This window comes from Streptomyces sp. NPDC001002 (assembly GCF_053599215.1).
In genome coordinates, this window is the sequence record NZ_JBSFLV010000035.1 from 1 (window position 1) to 15,591 (window position 15,591).

Genomic DNA, 15,591 nt, shown 5'->3' on the forward strand with positions numbered 1-15,591 from the left:
GCTGCCCGGACGGGATCCCGTCCGGGCAGCGCGCGTGCCGCTTCTGCGGGGGTTGTGCAAAACGTTTTGGGTCCTTAGCGTCCGGTTCGGACGGAAGGACCCGCATCATGCGCCGACTGATCGTGACCTCCTGCTCGGTGCTCGTCGTGCCCGAGCGGGGACCCTGCCGAGTGGAGCCCGGCCAGGACATCCTGGTCGAGGACGGAGCGATCGCCTGGCTGGGCCCGGCGGGCACCGGGCCGGACGCCACCGGCGCGGAGAGCGTGGACGGTACGGGACTGGTCGCCGTACCCGGGCTGGTGAACGCCCACACGCACGGCCCGATGACGTTGATGCGCGGCGCCGCCGAGGACGTGAGCGTCGAGGACTGGTTCAACGTGCGGGTCTGGCCCATGGAGGTCAACCTCACCCCCGAAGACATCGGCCTCGGCGCCGCGCTGGCCTGCGCGGAGATGCTGCTCAGCGGAGTGACCACGTTCGCCGACCACTACTTCCACGCCGAGCGGATCGCCGACGCCGTCGTACGCACCGGCATCCGGGCCGACATCGCGCCGACCTACTTCAGCAGCCGAGGCCGGGCCGCGCTGGAGGAGAGCGCCGAGACCGCCGCGGCCCTGCACGGCACCGGCGACGGCCGGGTCACCGCGTCGCTCGGCCCGCACGCGCCCTACACCGTCGACGACAAGGACCTCGTCCGGCTCGCGGAGCTGGCCCGGGAGACGGGCCTGCGGATCCACATCCACGCCGCCGAGCACCTGGAGCAGACCGAGTCGAGCCTGGCCCGGCGCGGGATCACCCCGATCACGGTCCTGGAGCGGACCGGTGTACTGGACGCGGGCGCGCTGATCGCGCACGGCTGCGGCATCGTGCCGGACGACCTGCCGACGCTGGCGGCACACCGGGACCGTACCGGCGTGGCCTGCTGCCCGAAGGTCTACCTGAAGCACGCACTCTCCCCGCTCACCCCCGTAAAAGGCCTGCTGGGCGCGGGAGTTGCCGTCGGGGCCGGTACGGACGGGGCCGCCGGGCACAACACGCTGGACGTGTGGGAGGCGATGCGGCTGGTCGCGATGACGCAGAAGCAGGCGGAGCGGGACGCGACCTGGATGACGGTGTCCGACACGGTCCGGCTGGCCACGCGCGGCGGGGCCCGGGCACTCGGACTCGGGGAGCGGATCGGCGCGTTGGAGCCGGGCCGGGCCGGCGACATCGTGCTGGTCGACCTGGGCGGAGCGCACTGCCGGCCGGTGCACGACCCGGTGGCGGCCCTGGTCTACAGCGCCCGGGCGAGCGATGTGCGCACGGTCGTGGTGGACGGTCGGGTCGTGGTGCGGGACGGTCGCCTGCTCACCCTGGACCTGCCAGGACTGCTGGCCGAGATCGACGCCCGCGTGCCCGCGCTCCTCGACACCTCGCACGGCCGGGCGGTGCAGCACTATGACCCGTGACCCGGACGAGGACGCGGGCCGCCGACGGGTGCGGCGCCCCGCCTCGATCAAGGACGTGGCCGCCGCCGCCCGGGTCAGCCCGACCACGGTCTCGCACGTGCTGAGCGGCAACCGGCCGGTCGCCGAGGAGACGGCCGAGCGGGTACGTACCGTCGTCGCCCGGCTCGGCTACGTACCGGCGTCAACTGCCCGCAATCTCCAGGCCGGTTCGACGAACGTCATAGGGCTGCTGGTGCCCGACATCACCAACCAGTTCTTCGCCGAACTCGCCAAGGGCGTCGACGACGCCGCCCACGACCTGGGCTACGGCGTCATCCTCTGCAACACCGAGTTCGACCCCGACCGCGAGGACCGCTATCTGGAGATGCTCCGCGGCCGGTTCATCGACGGCATGGTGTACGCCTCCGGCTCGCCGCCCTCGCGCGGCCGACTGGCGTCTCTGCTCGGGCGGTTCCCCATCGCGCTGGCCGACGAGGTCGTGCCCGGGCTGCTGGAGCAGACCATCCTGGTCACCGCCGACCACCGCGCGGGCGGCCGGCTGATCGGGCAGCACCTGCGGGAGCTGGGCCACCGCCGGGTGCTGGCGATCAGCGGTCCGGTGGACCTGGTCAGCAGCCTGGAGCGGATCGCCGGTTTCCGCGAGGCCTTCGGTGACACCGGCGTCACCGAGGTCGAGGGCGCCTTCGTCGAACGGTCCGGCTACGACCTGGTCGCCACCGCCCTGGAGAACGGCGGCCGACGCCGCTTCACCGCCGTGTTCGCCGCCAACGACCTGATGGCGCTCGGCGCGATCGCCGCCCTGGAGGACGCGGGACTGCGCGTCCCCGAGGACGTCTCGGTGGCGGGCTTCGACGACATCATGCTCGCCTCCCGCGTCCACCCCCGCCTCACCACCGTCCACCAGCCCGCCTACGACGTCGGCCGCACGGCCGGCGCCCAACTCCTCAGCTATGTCCACCGGGACGAGGTGCCCCCCGCCTCCCGGCACATCCTGCCGGTCCGGCTGAAGGTCCGCGCCAGCACGGCTCCGGTGCGCGCGGCCCGCTGACCAACACCCCCCCCGCACATCGCACACATCAACAGGAAGGCCGTACCGCGATGCCCCATGTCCTCGTCGTGGGTGAGTCATGGTTCACCCACTCCGTCCACCAGAAGGGGTTCGACTCCTTCTTCACCTCCGAGTACGTCGAGGGCGCCCAGGTCTTCCTCGACGGGCTCCGCGACCGCGGCCACACGGTGACGTACGTCCCGGCGCACGAGATACCGAGCAGAGTGCCCACCACGGCCGAGGGCCTTGAGCCGTACGACGCCGTCGTGATCAGCGATGTCGGGGCCAACAGCTTCCAGCTCACGCCGGAGACCTTCGCCCGCTCGGTGCCCGCGCCGGACCGGACCGAACTGCTGCGCGCCTACGTCGAGTCGGGCGGCGGCCTGCTGATGGTGGGCGGCTACCTCTCCTTCACCGGCATCGACGGCAAAGCCCGTTGGGGTCGTACGCCGCTGGCCGCCGCGCTGCCGGTCGGCCTGCACGACCGGGACGACCGGGTGGAGCTGCCGGCGGGGGCCGCCCCGACGGTGGTCGCCGGACACCCGGTGGTCGACGGCCTGGACGGGACCTGGCCCGATCTGCTCGGGCTGAACGAGGTGACGGTGCGGGACGGGGCTGACCTGCTCGTCGAGTGCGCGGGGCATCCGCTGCTGGTCGTGGGCGGGTACGGCGCCGGGAGATCGGCGGCCTTCACCTCCGACCTGGCGCCGCACTGGGCCCCGCCCGCGTTCCTGGACTGGAAGGGCTATCCCGAACTGTGGGACCGGCTGGTCCGCTGGCTGGCCCGGACCCCGGCGGGGGAGGACGTCTGATGGCCACCGCCCATATCGCGGCCGCCCCGGGCGACTTCGCGCCGGACGTGCTCATGCCCGGCGACCCGCGCAGGGCCCGTCGCATCGCCGAAACGCTCCTCCAGGACGCCCGGTTGGTCACCGACGTGCGCGGCATCGAGGGATACACCGGAACGTACAAAGGCGCGCCGCTGTCCGTGCTGGCCTCCGGCATGGGGATGCCGTCCGTCACGATCTACGCCACCGAACTCTTCCGCCACTACGGCGTCCGCCGCATCGTGCGGGTGGGCACCGCGGGCGCCCTTCCCGCCTCGGTGGGTCTGCGTGACGTCGTCGTGGCCACCGCCGCGCACACCGACTCGGCGATGAGCAGCCGTCGTATCGACGGAGTGCAGCTGAGCCATGCCGCCTCCTTCGGGCTGGCCGCTGCCGCCGTGCGGGCCGCCGGGACCGGACCGCACGTCCACGTCGGGTCCGTGTTCACCACCGACCACTTCTATCTCGAACGGCCCGCGCTGTTCGAGCAGTTGGAGGCGCACGGCACCCTCGCCGTGGAGATGGAGGCCGCCGGGCTCTACGCCACGGCCGCCGCCGAGGGCGGGCAGGCGCTCGCCGTGCTGACGGTCAGCGATCACGTGCGGCACACGGAGGCGCTCACCTCGGCCGAGCGCGAGACGGACTTCGACCGTGCCGTGACCATCGCGGCCGGTGCACTGATCACGGAAACAATCTCCTAACACGAGCGACCAAAAAGACCCGTAGCCAAAACGTTTTGCCTTGCATACCTTTCGACCAATGGCGAAGGACTGCCCCCGCTGGAACCCGCTTGAGAACCCGTTAGAGAACCCGCTAGAGAAAGAGAATCCAGGCGATGAACAAGATCAGAATTCTGGGGGCCGTCGCGGCGCTCGCCCTCACTCTCGCCGCATGCGGTGCCTCGACGGACGCGGACTCCACCGATTCCGGGAACTCCGGAAAGCTGCGCATCAAGTTCGTCGTCAACGGAAACCTCGGCGACCGTTCCTTCTTCGACTCGGCGTACGCGGGCCTGCAGGAGACCGAGAAGGACCTCGGGTACAGCCTGAAGGTCGTCGAGCTGGGCAGCGACCGCACCAAGTGGTCCTCCGGCTTCGAGGACGCGGCGGCCGGTGACGACTACGACGTGCTCGCGGCCGGCACCGTGGACACCGTCGGATTCATCTCCAAACTGGCCTCCGAATACCCGGACAAGAAGTTCTGGATCTTCGACGGATCCGTCGACTACACGGGCAAGAGCGGCTGTTCCAACAAGTGCGCCAACGTCTACTCCGTCACCTTCAAGCAGAACGAGGCCGCCTATCTGGCCGGATTCCTCGCCGACAAACTCGTCGCCGCCAAGACGCTTCCCGGAAGTTCCGGAAACGGAAAGGTCGGAGTGATCGGCGGAGTGCAGATACCGGTGATCGAGGACTTCGTCATCGGCTTCAAGGCCGGGTTCGAGGCGGCGGGCGGTAATCCGTCCTCCGGTGTCCTCGTGCAGTACGTCGGCGGCGACAACCCGTTCGGCGACCCGGCCAAGGGCAAGCAGATCGCCTCGGCGATGTACGGGCAGGGAGCCGAACTGGTCTGGCCCGTCGCGGGATCCTCAGGCCTCGGCGCCTTCGAGTCGGCCGTCGCCGCCAAGCGGTACACCTTCGGCGTCGACTCGGACCAGTACAAGACGCTCACCGACGCGGCCCAGCGGGAAACCGTCGTCACCTCCATCCTCAAGAACGCCGGCAACGCGCTTTATCTGGCGGCCAAGGCCAACAAGGCCGGCACGCTCGCCTACGGGAAGCCCGCCGCCGTGGGCCTGGCCGAGAACGGCGTCGGCTACGTCGACAACGCCAACTTCGACAAGCTCGTCCCCGCCGCCCTGCGCACCGAACTGGAAGCGCAGGCCGCCAAGGTCAAGTCCGGTGCCGTCAAGGTCCCTTCGGCCTTCTGACCTCCGAGGAACCCGGTGCAGACCATGGACGAAACCCTCGCTGGAGCCCCTCCCGCCCTGGAGGCCGTCGGCCTCGGCAAGACCTACCCCAACGGCACCCGCGCCGTCAGCGACGTGGACCTGTCCGTGCCCCGCGGCGAGATCAGAGCGATCGTCGGCCAGAACGGCGCAGGCAAGTCCACCCTGATGAAGCTGCTGTACGGCCTCGAACAGCCCTCGGCCGGGCAGTTGAGCGTGCACGGGCGGCGGGTCGGGTTCGCCGGACCGCAGGACGCCATCGCGCTCGGCGTGGGCATGGTCCACCAGAACCTCATGCTGGTCCCGTCGTTCACCGTCGCCGAGAACGTCGTGCTGGGCGTCGAGCCCGGCCGGGCGGGCCGCGTGGACCGTGCGGCGGCCGTCGAACGTACCGCCGCACTGGCCGAGGAGTCCGGGCTCGCCGTCGACCCGACGGCCAGGGTCGACGCGGTGTCCGTGGGAATGCGCCAGCGCACCGAGATCCTCAAGGCGCTGCACCGGGGCGCCCGCATCCTGATCCTCGACGAGCCCACCGCCGTGCTCACCCCGCAGGAGACCACCGACCTCTTCACCGCGATCCGCAGGCTCCGGGACTCGGGCATGACCGTGCTGTTCATCTCGCACAAGCTCAAGGAGGTACGGGAGATCAGCGACCGGGTCACCGTCATGCGGGCCGGCTCGGTGATCGGCACCGTCCGCACCGAGGAGGCGACGCCCGCGCAGCTGGCGTCCATGATGGTCGGCCGCGAGATGTCCCTCGACGTGCCGAAGCACCCGGCCCGTCCCGGCGCCAACACCCTCCGGGTGCGCGGACTTTCGGGCCCCGCCGTGCACGGCGTCTCCCTCGACATCGCCGCCGGGGAGATCGTCGGCCTCGCCGGCGTCGAGGGCAACGGCCAGACCGAACTCGTCGAGCTCCTCGCCGGACTGCTCCGCCCCACCGCCGGGACGGTCACCGTGGACGACACCGACGTCACCCACCTCGACGCGGCGGGCCACCGCCGGGCCGGTATCGCCCACGTCCCCGAGGACCGGCTGACCAACGGGGCCGCCCTGGACCGCTCCATCGCCGACAACCTCATCGTCGACCGCCACGACCGGCCCCCCGTCGCCCGCCACGGCATCCTGCGTACCCGGCGCATACGCGAACTCGCCGAGGACCTCATCAGCCGGTACGAGATCCGCGCCCCGCACCCCGACGCGGCGGCCGGAGCACTGTCCGGCGGCAACCTCCAGAAGGTCGTCGTCGCCCGCGAACTGTCCGCCGAACCCCGCCTGCTGCTCGCCGCGCAGCTGACCCGGGGCGTCGACATCGGCGCCATGCACTTCATGTACGAGCGGCTCCTGGAAGCCCGTGACGCGGGCGCCGCGGTGCTGCTCGTCTCCGCCGACCTCGGTGAACTCCTCGCCCTCTCCGACCGGTTGCTCGTCATCAAGGACGGCCGACTGGTCGCCCGCTTCGACGACCCGGCCGAACTCACCGAGGAGACAACCGGCTTGTACATGCTCGGGGTGGAACGGCACCCGGACGAGCGGATCACGGCAGGTGTCCGATGACCTCGACCCTGGAACCGGCCGCGGAACAGCAGGGGCGACCCGAGACGCAGGGCCGCCGCGACTTCCTGGCCACCCGACGCCGCACGGTGGTCGTCGAGTTGACGATGACGGTACTGACCGTCGCGGTGGCGATCCTCATCGCCTTCCTGGTGGTCCTCGCCACCGGCAAGGACGCCGGCGGCGCACTGGACGCCCTGCTCACCGGCCCGTTGGAGCGCACCCCGCGGATCGGCCGCTGGCTCGCCGACGCCACCACCCTCGCGCTGCTCGGCGTGTCCGTCGCGATCCCCTTCCGGGCCCGCCAGATCAGCCTCGGCGCCGAGGGCCAGGTCTACGCCGGTGCGCTGGCCAGCGCGCTGGTGGCGATCAACCTCCATCTCCCGCCCGTCGCCGCCGTGTTGGTGCCGCTCGGCGCCGCCGCCCTCGCCGGGGGCGCGCTCGGTGCCGTACCCGGAGTGATGAAGGCCCGGCTCGGCGCCAACGAGATCGTCGCCACGCTGATGCTGAACGCGGTCGTGGTGCGCGTCTTCGACTACCTCCTCACCGACCATCTCAAGGCTCCCGGCAGCAGCGCCGTACAGTCCGCCCAGGTCCGCCCCGACTCGGCGCTCCCGCTCCTCTCGACCTACTTCGGCGTCCCCCTGGACCAGGCGAACATCGGCCTGTTCGGCATGCTCGGGGTGGCGGCGGCCGTCTGGTTCCTGCTCGCCAGGACACCGCTCGGCTACCGCATCCGCGTGACCGGCTCCAACCCGGACTTCGCCCGGTACGGCGGTCTCGACGTGCCGCGCACCATCGAGTGGAGCTTCGTCATCGGCGGCGCGCTGGCCGGCCTGGCCGGGGCGCACCTCGTGCTCGGGATCTACGGCGGACTCCAGCCCGACATGGCCGGCGGCCTGGCGTTCGAGGGCATCGTGGTCGCCCTGTTGGGCCGCAACAACCCGGTCGGTGTGGTCGCCGCCGCGCTCCTGTACTCGTATCTGCGGGTCGGCGGCGACGTGATGGAGCAGCAGACCGACGTCGGCTCCGACGCCGTGACCATCATCCAGGCGGTCATCGTGCTGCTGGTGACCGCGCGGGCGCTGCCCGAACTCGTCAAGCGGTACCTCGCCCGAAGGGAGGCCCGCTGATGGGCTCCGTCCTCGACGTCGTGCTCAGCACGGCATTCCTCGCGGCGATCCTCGGGGTGTCCACGCCGTACGTACTCGCCGCGCTGGGTGGGCTGTTGGCCGAGCGGGCCGGGGTGCCCAACATCGCCCTGGAGGGCTCGATGCTGAGCGCCGCCTGCACGGGCGCGCTGGTCGCCGGGTACAGCGGCTCGGTCTGGGCCGGAGCCGTCTGCGGGATCGCGGCCGGTTCGCTGCTCGCGCTGCTGCTCGGCGTGCTGCACCTCTACCTCGGCGCGGACGCCATCATCGCGGGCATCGGCCTCAACCTCCTTGCGGCGGGCGCGACTTCGTACACCGTGTTCGCGCTCCTCGGCGACAAGGGCGGCACCAGCAGGCTGCACAGCGGAGCCCTGCCCTCCGTCCGCCTGCCCCTGGTCGAGGACATCCCGGGCGTCGGCGCGGTGCTCAGCGGACAGAACGTGCTGACCTGGGCCGCCCTCGCCGCCACCCCGGTGGTCGCCTGGCTGCTGTACCGAACCCGGTTCGGCTTCCACCTCCGCGCGGTCGGGGAGCACCCCGAAGCGGCACGATCGGTCGGCATCCACGTCCACCGGGTCCAGTTCCGCGCCCTCGCGCTGAGCGGCGCGCTGGCCGGGGCGGGCGGCGTGTTCCTGAGCATGGGCGCTGTTTCCTTCTTCGTCACCGGCATGACCGCCGGCCGGGGTTACATCGCCCTGGCCGCCGTCTTCCTCGGCGCGCTGCGCCCCTGGGGCGTCCTCCTCGCCGCCCTTGGTTTCGGCACCGCCGAGGCCCTCGCCGTCCAGCTCGGCAACCTCGACGTCCCGTCCCAACTCGTCTCCGCGATCCCGTACGTCTTCACCTTGCTGGCCCTGGCGTTCTTCGCCTGGCGCCGCCGCCGCGCCTCTCGTACCGCCGCTGTTCCGGCGTCCCTTCCTGGCCTGCACCCCCTGGAGTCCCCATGAGCATCCGCGCCACCCGCGCCCGGATCATCGCCGCCGCCGCGGTCCTCGCCTCCCTCCCCGCCCTGCTCGGCACCCCGGCCGCCGCCCACGACAGCCGCGTACGGCTGGACTTCCTCGGTGAGCGGGAGCTGCCCGACGCCCTGGCCTTCCAGGGCACCACCGTCGGCGGCCTGTCGGGCATCAGCTACGACGCGAAGACCGGCACGTACTACGTGATCAGCGACGACCGGTCGGCGACCAACCCCGCCCGCTTCTACACCGCCGACATCGACTTCGCCCACGGTGCGCTCAAGAGCGTCCAACTCACCGGCACCCACCCGTGGTTGCGCCCGGACGGCACCACCTTCCCGCCCACCTCGACCACCACCGCCACCGTCGCGCCCGACCCGGAGGGCATCGCCGTGGACCCGCGCAGGGGCGGCCTGGTGTGGACGAGCGAGGGCGAGCGGATCGTCCCGTCGGGAGGGCAGGCACTGCTCGGCGACCCCTGGATCCGCCGCGCCACCACGACCGGCACCTACACCGCGCAGCTCCCGCTGCCCCCTCAACTGCACATGAACTCCCAGGAGTTCGGCCCCCGCCAGAACCAGACCCTGGAGGGACTCGCCGTCACCCCGGACGGCCGGCGGATCGTCACCGCCATGGAGGACCCCCTCTACCAGGACGGCACCGACCCCACCCCCGAGCACGGCGCCCTCACCCGCATCACCGTCCACGACGCGGACACCGGGCTGCCGCTGGCCCAGTACGCCTACCCCCTGGAACCGCTGTTCGCCACCCCGCCGGCGGGCAGCACCGACACCAACGGCGTCAGCGACATCGTGGCCCTCGGCCGTGACCGCTTCCTGGTCCTGGAGCGCGCCTCGATCTACGCCGACAACAACTGGAAGTCCCGCGTCTACCTGGTCGACCTCCACGGCGCGACGAACGTCCTGGACCGCGACTCCCTCACCCCCGTGCCGGGGCACAAGGTCAAGCCGGTCCGCAAGACCCTCGTCACCGACCTGTCCGACGTCCCCGCCCTGTCCCGCGTCGACAACGTCGAGGGCATCACCCTCGGCCCCCGCCTCCCCGACGGCCGCCGCACGGTCGTCCTGGTCTCCGACGACAACTTCGCCGCCCGCCAGGTGACCCAGGTGATCGCCTTCGCCGCGCACGGAATCTGACGTTCGGCAGGCACATCGTCCGGTCGGCCCGGTCCCCGGTGCGGGGAATCAAACGTGGCCGCCGGACGCTCTCGCCTGCGTGAAGAAGATTGGTTTCCTCTCGTTCGGTCACTGGTCGCCGAGTCCGCACTCCAAGACCCGGTCGGCCGCCGACTTCCTGCACCAGTCCATCGACCTGGCGGTCGCCGCCGAGGAGCTGGGCGTGGACGGCGCGTACTTCCGCGTGCACCACTTCGCGCAGCAGGCGGGCAGCCCGTTCCCGCTGCTCTCGGCCATCGGCGCACGGACCTCGAAGATCGAGATCGGCACCGGCGTGATCGACATGCGCTACGAGAACCCGCTGTACATGGCGGAGAACGCGGGCGCGGCCGACCTCATCTCCGGCGGACGGCTGCAGCTCGGCATCAGCCGTGGCTCACCGGAGCAGGTGATCGACGGCTGGCGCTACTTCGGCTACGCCCCCGAGGAGGGGGAGACCGGCGCGGACATGGCCCGCCGGCACGCCGAGACGTTCCTCAAGGTGATCGAGGGCGAGGGCTTCGCGAAGCCGAACCCGCGGCCGATGTTCCCCAACCCGCCGGGACTCCTGCGCGTCGAACCGCACTCCGAGGGGCTGCGCGACCGGATCTGGTGGGGCTCCAGCTCGAACGCGACCGCCGTCTGGGCTGCGACGCTGGGGATGAACCTGCAGAGCTCCACCCTGAAGGACGACGAGACGGGCGAGCCGCTGCACGTCCAGCAGCGCAAGCAGATCGAGGCGTACCGCGAGGCGTACAAGGAGGCGGGCCACACGCGCGAGCCGCGGGTGTCCGTCAGCCGCAGCATCTTCGCCCTGACCGACGACGTGGACCGGGCCTACTTCGGCCGCGACCGCAACTCGCGCGACCAGGTCGGCATGATCGACGACACGACCAGGGCGATCTTCGGCCGTTCGTACGCCGCCGAGCCGGACGTCCTGGTGAAGCAACTCCAGGAGGACGAGGCCATCCAGGCCGCCGACACCCTCCTCCTCACCGTCCCGAACCAGCTCGGGGTCGACTACAACGCCCACGTGCTGGAGAGCATCCTGACCCAGGTGGCACCGGAGCTGGGCTGGCGCTGAAGGTGCGGCCGCCCTGTGCGCGGGGCGGCTCGGCACCGTACCGGTACCTCCGTACCGTCAGCACTCGATGATGTTCACCGCGAGCCCACCCCGAGCCGTCTCCTTGTACTTGACGCTCATGTCGGCCCCCGTCTCCTTCATCGTCTTGATGACCTTGTCCAGGGACACCTTGTGCGTGCCGTCCCCGCGCATCGCCATCCGGGCCGCCGTGACCGCCTTCACCGCGGCCATGCCGTTGCGTTCGATGCAGGGGATCTGGACGAGGCCTCCGACGGGGTCGCAGGTGAGGCCGAGGTTGTGTTCCATGCCGATCTCGGCCGCGTTCTCGACCTGTTCGGGGGAGCAGCCGAGGACCTCGGCCAGGGCGCCCGCCGCCATCGAGCAGGCGGAGCCGACCTCGCCCTGGCAGCCGACCTCGGCGCCGGAGATGGAGGCGTTCTCCTTGAAGAGCATGCCGATCGCGCCGGCCGCGAGGAGGAAGCGGACCACGCCGTCCTCGTCGGCTCCGGGCACGAAGTTGATGTAGTAGTGCAGGACGGCCGGGATGATGCCGGCGGCGCCGTTCGTCGGGGCGGTCACGACCCGGCCGCCCGCCGCGTTCTCCTCGTTCACGGCCATCGCGTAGAGCGTGATCCACTCCATCGCGTGCGCCAACGGGTCGCCCTCGGCCCGGAGTTGGCGAGCCGAGACGGCGGCGCGGCGGCGCACCTTCAGGCCGCCCGGCAGGATGCCCTCGCGGGCCATGCCGCGCGAGACGCACGCCTGCATCACCCGCCAGATGTCGAGCAGCCCCTCGCGGATCTCCTCCTCGGTCCGCCAGGCGCGCTCGTTCTCCAGCATCAGGGCGGAGATCGACAGACCCGTCTCCTTCGTCAGGCGCAGCAGCTCGTCGCCCGTGCGGAAGGGGTACTTGAGGACCGTGTCGTCCAGCTTGATCCGGTCCGCGCCGACCGCGTCCTCGTCGACGACGAAGCCGCCGCCCACCGAGTAGTACGTCTTCGACAGCAGCTCGGCGCCCTCGGCGTCGAACGCCCACAGGGTCATGCCGTTGGCGTGGTAGGGGAGGGTCTTGCGACGGTGCAGGATCAGTTCGTCGGCGAAGGAGAACGGGATCTCGTGCTCGTCGAGGAGCCGGAGCCGGCCCGCCGCCTTGATCGCCTCGACCCGCTCGTCCGCCCCCTCCACGTCCACCGTCCGCGGCGAGGCGCCCTCCAGTCCGAGCAGCACCGCCTTGGGCGTGCCGTGCCCGTGCCCGGTGGCGCCGAGCGAGCCGTACAGCTCGGCGCGGATCGACGCGACGGACTCCAGCAGCCCTTCGTTGCGCAGCCGGCGCGCGAACATGCGGGCCGCGCGCATCGGGCCCACCGTGTGGGAGCTGGACGGGCCGATGCCGATCGAGAACAGGTCGAAGACCGAGATGGCCACGGGAACTCCTCAGAACGCGGGGTGGTGCGAGGGGTGGGCACCGCGCGCACCTTCCGTTTCCAGTGTGCGCGGTGCCCGAGGGGCCGACCTACAGCCCGGGGTACAGCGGGTGTTTCGTGGCGAGCGCGGTCACGCGCGCCTTCAGGGCGTCCGCGTCGTACGCGGGCTTGAGCGCCTGCGCGATCACGTCCGCGACCTCGGCGAAGTCCTCGGCCGTGAAGCCGCGGGTGGCCAGGGCGGGCGTACCGATCCGCAGGCCCGAGGTCACCATGGGCGGACGCGGGTCGTTCGGGACGGCGTTGCGGTTGACCGTGATGCCGACTTCGTGAAGTCGGTCCTCGGCCTGCTGCCCGTCCAGCTCGGACTCCCGCAGGTCGACCAGGACCAGGTGCACGTCGGTGCCGCCGGACAGGACGTTCACGCCGGCCTCGCGCGCGTCGGCCGCGGTGAGGCGCTCGGCGAGCAGCCGGGCACCCTCCACCGTACGCCGCTGGCGCTCCGTGAACTCCTCGCCCGCCGCGACCTTGAAGGAGACCGCCTTGGCCGCGATCACGTGCTCCAGGGGACCGCCCTGGAAGCCCGGGAACACGGAGGAGTTCAGCTTCTTCGCGAACTCCTTCTTCGCCAGGATGATCCCGCCGCGCGGACCGCCGAGGGTCTTGTGCGTGGTGGAGGTGACGACGTCCGCGTACGGGACCGGGTTCGGGTGCAGCCCCGCGGCCACCAGGCCCGCGAAGTGCGCCATGTCGACCCACAGATACGCCTCGACCTCGTCGGCGATCCGGCGGAACTCCGCGAAGTCCAGCTCCCGCGGGTACGCCGACCAGCCCGCGATGATCACCTTGGGCCGGTGCTCCTTGGCGAGCTTCTCCAGCTCGGCCATGTCGACCAGACCGGTCGCGGAGTCCACGTGGTAGGCGACCACGTCGAACTGCTTGCCGGAGAAGTTCAGCCGCATCCCGTGGGTGAGGTGGCCGCCGTGCGCCAGGTCGAGCCCGAGGATGGTGTCGCCGGGCTTGGCCAGCGCGAACAGGGCGGCCTGGTTGGCGGAGGCGCCCGAGTGCGGCTGCACATTGGCGTACTCGGCGCCGAAGAGCTCCTTGACCCGGTCGATCGCGATCTGCTCGACCACGTCGACGTGCTCGCAGCCGCCGTAGTAGCGGCGGCCCGGGTAGCCCTCGGCGTACTTGTTGGTGAGGACCGAGCCCTGGGCCTCCATGACCGCGACGGGCGCGAAGTTCTCGGAGGCGATCATCTCCAGCGTGGACTGCTGGCGGCGCAGCTCGGCGTCGACCGCGGCGGCGACGTCCGGGTCCAGCTCGTGCAGGGGCGTGTTCAGTGCGGACATGCGTCTGTGACCCCTCAGCCGGCCGTCTCGGCGGCGTACTCGTCGGCCGACAGCAGGTCGGCGGGCTCCTCGGTGTAGCGCACCTTGAAGAGCCAACCGCCCTCGAAGGGGGCCGAGTTCACCAGCGACGGGTCGTTCACCACGTCCTCGTTGATCTCGGTGACCTCGCCGCTGACCGGCGAGTACAGGTCGCTGACCGACTTGGTCGACTCCAGCTCGCCGCAGGTCTCGCCCGCGGTCACCTCGGAGCCGACATCGGGGAGCTGGGCGTAGACGACGTCACCGAGCGCGTTGGCCGCGAACTCCGTGATGCCGACCGTCGCGACGCCGTCCACGGCGGCCGACAGCCACTCGTGCTCCTTGCTGTAGCGCAGCTGCTGGGGATTGCTCATGGCCTGAATTCTCCTGTACGCGGGGGAGTGGTGAGGAAGGGGGAACTGCGGAGGACATCGGCGACCAGGGGCGATCCGCCCCGGGTCACGGACGAGACGCTACGACGACTGTCACTTCTCGCGCTTGTAGAACGGCAGCGCCACGACCTCGTACGGCTCGTGGCTGCCCCGGATGTCCACGCCGACACCGGCCGTGCCCGGCGCCGCGTGGGCCGCGTCGACGTAGGCCATCGCGATCGGCTTCCCCAGCGTGGGGGAGGGGGCGCCGGAGGTGACCTCGCCGATCACCTCGCCGGCGGCGACGACCGGGTACCCGGCGCGCGGCACCCGTCGCCCCTCGGCGACCAGGCCGACCAGGACGCGCGGCGGCTGCGAGGCGGCGCGCTCGGCGGCCGCCGCCAGGGCCGTACGCCCGACGAAGTCGCCGTCCTTCTCGAACTTGACCACCCGGCCGAGCCCGGCGTCGAAGGGGGTGAGCCCGGTGCTCAGCTCGTGGCCGTACAGCGGCATGCCCGCTTCCAGGCGCAGGGTGTCGCGGCAGGACAGCCCGCAGGGGACCAGGCCGACGCCCGCGCCGGCCTTGGTCAGCGCCTGCCACAGCTCGACGGCGTGCTCGGGCTTCACGAACAGCTCGAAGCCGTCCTCGCCGGTGTAGCCGGTGCGGGCGATGAGGGCGGGGGCACCGGCGACCGTGCCGGGCAGACCGGCGTAGTACTTCAGGCCGTCGAGGTCGGCGTCGGTGAGGGACTTGAGGATGCCGGGGGACTCGGGACCCTGGACGGCGATCAGGGCGTAGGCGTCCCGGTCGTCGCGCACCTCGGCGTCGAATCCGGCCGAACGTTCCGTCAGCGCGTCAAGCACGACCTGGGCGTTGGAGGCGTTGGCGACGACCATGAACTCGGTCTCCGCGAGGCGGTAGACGATCAGGTCGTCCAGGATGCCGCCGTCGGCCCGGCAGATCATGGTGTAGCGGGCGCGGCCGACGCCGACGGAGGCGATGTTGCCGACGAGGGCGAAGTTCAGGAGCTGGGCGGCCTCAGGGCCGGTGACGGTGATCTCGCCCATGTGGGAGAGGTCGAAGAGCCCGGCCTTCGTGCGGACGGCGAGGTGCTCGTCGCGCTCGGAGCCGTAGCGCAGCGGCATGTCCCAGCCGGCGAAGTCGGTCATGGTCGCGCCCAGCGAGCGATGCAGGGCATCGAGCGCGGTGTGACGGGGTTCGGTGCTGCTCATCGGACGTG

General features: G+C 71.3%; 14 protein-coding genes. 10 read left to right on the top strand and 4 right to left on the bottom strand.

Annotated features, from left to right (window positions below):
* Positions 1-107 precede the first annotated feature (107 nt).
* The 10 genes from ACWDR3_RS17895 to ACWDR3_RS17940 all read left to right on the top strand — a co-directional run bounded on the left by ACWDR3_RS17895 (position 108) and on the right by ACWDR3_RS17940 (position 11,188).
* Entirely contained in the window at positions 108-1,448 is a 1,341-nt protein-coding gene (locus ACWDR3_RS17895) for an amidohydrolase (RefSeq protein WP_450353439.1), read from the top strand.
* Positions 1,438-2,496, top strand: a complete 1,059-nt coding sequence (locus tag ACWDR3_RS17900) for a LacI family DNA-binding transcriptional regulator (protein ID WP_450353440.1) — start codon at positions 1,438-1,440, stop codon at positions 2,494-2,496. The genes ACWDR3_RS17895 and ACWDR3_RS17900 overlap by 11 nt, the downstream gene beginning before the upstream one ends.
* Before the next feature lie 50 nt (positions 2,497-2,546).
* Positions 2,547-3,308 (top strand): glutamine amidotransferase, encoded by a 762-nt coding sequence (locus ACWDR3_RS17905; protein ID WP_450353441.1) that lies wholly within the window; start codon positions 2,547-2,549, stop codon positions 3,306-3,308.
* The gene (deoD, locus tag ACWDR3_RS17910) at positions 3,308-4,024 is read left to right on the top strand and encodes a purine-nucleoside phosphorylase (protein ID WP_450353442.1); all 717 of its coding nucleotides are present in this window, start codon (positions 3,308-3,310) and stop codon (positions 4,022-4,024) included. The genes ACWDR3_RS17905 and deoD overlap by 1 nt, the downstream gene beginning before the upstream one ends.
* A 134-nt stretch (positions 4,025-4,158) precedes the next feature.
* Positions 4,159-5,253 carry a BMP family lipoprotein gene (locus ACWDR3_RS17915; RefSeq protein ID WP_450353443.1) on the top strand — a complete coding sequence of 365 codons (1,095 nt, stop codon included), beginning with the start codon at positions 4,159-4,161 and terminating at the stop codon, positions 5,251-5,253.
* Between the two features lie 24 nt (positions 5,254-5,277).
* Positions 5,278-6,828: an ABC transporter ATP-binding protein gene (locus ACWDR3_RS17920; RefSeq protein ID WP_450353444.1), complete on the top strand. Its 1,551-nt coding sequence runs from the start codon at positions 5,278-5,280 to the stop codon at positions 6,826-6,828.
* Positions 6,825-7,958 (top strand): ABC transporter permease, encoded by a 1,134-nt coding sequence (locus ACWDR3_RS17925; protein WP_450353445.1) that lies wholly within the window; start codon positions 6,825-6,827, stop codon positions 7,956-7,958. Before ACWDR3_RS17920 ends, ACWDR3_RS17925 begins: the two co-directional genes overlap by 4 nt.
* Positions 7,958-8,920 (top strand): ABC transporter permease, encoded by a 963-nt coding sequence (locus ACWDR3_RS17930; protein WP_450353446.1) that lies wholly within the window; start codon positions 7,958-7,960, stop codon positions 8,918-8,920. Before ACWDR3_RS17925 ends, ACWDR3_RS17930 begins: the two co-directional genes overlap by 1 nt.
* Positions 8,917-10,086, top strand: a complete 1,170-nt coding sequence (locus tag ACWDR3_RS17935; RefSeq protein WP_450353447.1) for an esterase-like activity of phytase family protein — start codon at positions 8,917-8,919, stop codon at positions 10,084-10,086. The genes ACWDR3_RS17930 and ACWDR3_RS17935 overlap by 4 nt, the downstream gene beginning before the upstream one ends.
* A 79-nt stretch (positions 10,087-10,165) precedes the next feature.
* Positions 10,166-11,188, top strand: a complete 1,023-nt coding sequence (locus tag ACWDR3_RS17940) for an LLM class flavin-dependent oxidoreductase (RefSeq protein WP_450353448.1) — start codon at positions 10,166-10,168, stop codon at positions 11,186-11,188.
* A gap of 57 nt (positions 11,189-11,245) precedes the next feature.
* Here ACWDR3_RS17940 and ACWDR3_RS17945 read toward each other — a convergent pair whose 3' ends face one another.
* The 4 genes from ACWDR3_RS17945 to gcvT form a co-directional block, all read right to left on the bottom strand.
* On the bottom strand, positions 11,246-12,613 hold the full coding sequence (locus ACWDR3_RS17945; RefSeq protein ID WP_450353449.1) for an L-serine ammonia-lyase: 1,368 nt from the start codon (positions 12,611-12,613) through the stop codon (positions 11,246-11,248).
* A gap of 88 nt (positions 12,614-12,701) precedes the next feature.
* Positions 12,702-13,961, bottom strand: coding sequence for a serine hydroxymethyltransferase (gene glyA / locus ACWDR3_RS17950; RefSeq protein ID WP_450353450.1), 1,260 nt, complete (start codon positions 13,959-13,961; stop codon positions 12,702-12,704).
* A gap of 14 nt (positions 13,962-13,975) precedes the next feature.
* Positions 13,976-14,353: a glycine cleavage system protein GcvH gene (gene gcvH, locus ACWDR3_RS17955; protein WP_123997595.1), complete on the bottom strand. Its 378-nt coding sequence runs from the start codon at positions 14,351-14,353 to the stop codon at positions 13,976-13,978.
* 111 nt (positions 14,354-14,464) lie between these two features.
* Complete coding sequence (gene gcvT, locus ACWDR3_RS17960; RefSeq protein WP_450353451.1) at positions 14,465-15,583, bottom strand: glycine cleavage system aminomethyltransferase GcvT; 1,119 nt, start codon at positions 15,581-15,583, stop codon at positions 14,465-14,467.
* Positions 15,584-15,591: the final 8 nt, after the last annotated feature.

What these genes read in the sequence shown, in the direction of transcription:
- ACWDR3_RS17935 (WP_450353447.1), top strand. Translation starts at nt 8,917, where the DNA reads ATGAGCATCCGCGCCACCCGCGCCCGGATCATCGCCGCCGCCGCGGTC.
- gcvT (WP_450353451.1), bottom strand. Translation starts at nt 15,583, where the DNA reads ATGAGCAGCACCGAACCCCGTCACACCGCGCTCGATGCCCTGCATCGC.
- ACWDR3_RS17930 (WP_450353446.1), top strand. Translation starts at nt 7,958, where the DNA reads ATGGGCTCCGTCCTCGACGTCGTGCTCAGCACGGCATTCCTCGCGGCG.
- ACWDR3_RS17895 (WP_450353439.1), top strand. Translation starts at nt 108, where the DNA reads ATGCGCCGACTGATCGTGACCTCCTGCTCGGTGCTCGTCGTGCCCGAG.
- ACWDR3_RS17900 (WP_450353440.1), top strand. Translation starts at nt 1,438, where the DNA reads ATGACCCGTGACCCGGACGAGGACGCGGGCCGCCGACGGGTGCGGCGC.
- deoD (WP_450353442.1), top strand. Translation starts at nt 3,308, where the DNA reads ATGGCCACCGCCCATATCGCGGCCGCCCCGGGCGACTTCGCGCCGGAC.
- ACWDR3_RS17905 (WP_450353441.1), top strand. Translation starts at nt 2,547, where the DNA reads ATGCCCCATGTCCTCGTCGTGGGTGAGTCATGGTTCACCCACTCCGTC.
- ACWDR3_RS17925 (WP_450353445.1), top strand. Translation starts at nt 6,825, where the DNA reads ATGACCTCGACCCTGGAACCGGCCGCGGAACAGCAGGGGCGACCCGAG.
- ACWDR3_RS17915 (WP_450353443.1), top strand. Translation starts at nt 4,159, where the DNA reads ATGAACAAGATCAGAATTCTGGGGGCCGTCGCGGCGCTCGCCCTCACT.
- ACWDR3_RS17920 (WP_450353444.1), top strand. Translation starts at nt 5,278, where the DNA reads ATGGACGAAACCCTCGCTGGAGCCCCTCCCGCCCTGGAGGCCGTCGGC.
- glyA (WP_450353450.1), bottom strand. Translation starts at nt 13,961, where the DNA reads ATGTCCGCACTGAACACGCCCCTGCACGAGCTGGACCCGGACGTCGCC.
- gcvH (WP_123997595.1), bottom strand. Translation starts at nt 14,353, where the DNA reads ATGAGCAATCCCCAGCAGCTGCGCTACAGCAAGGAGCACGAGTGGCTG.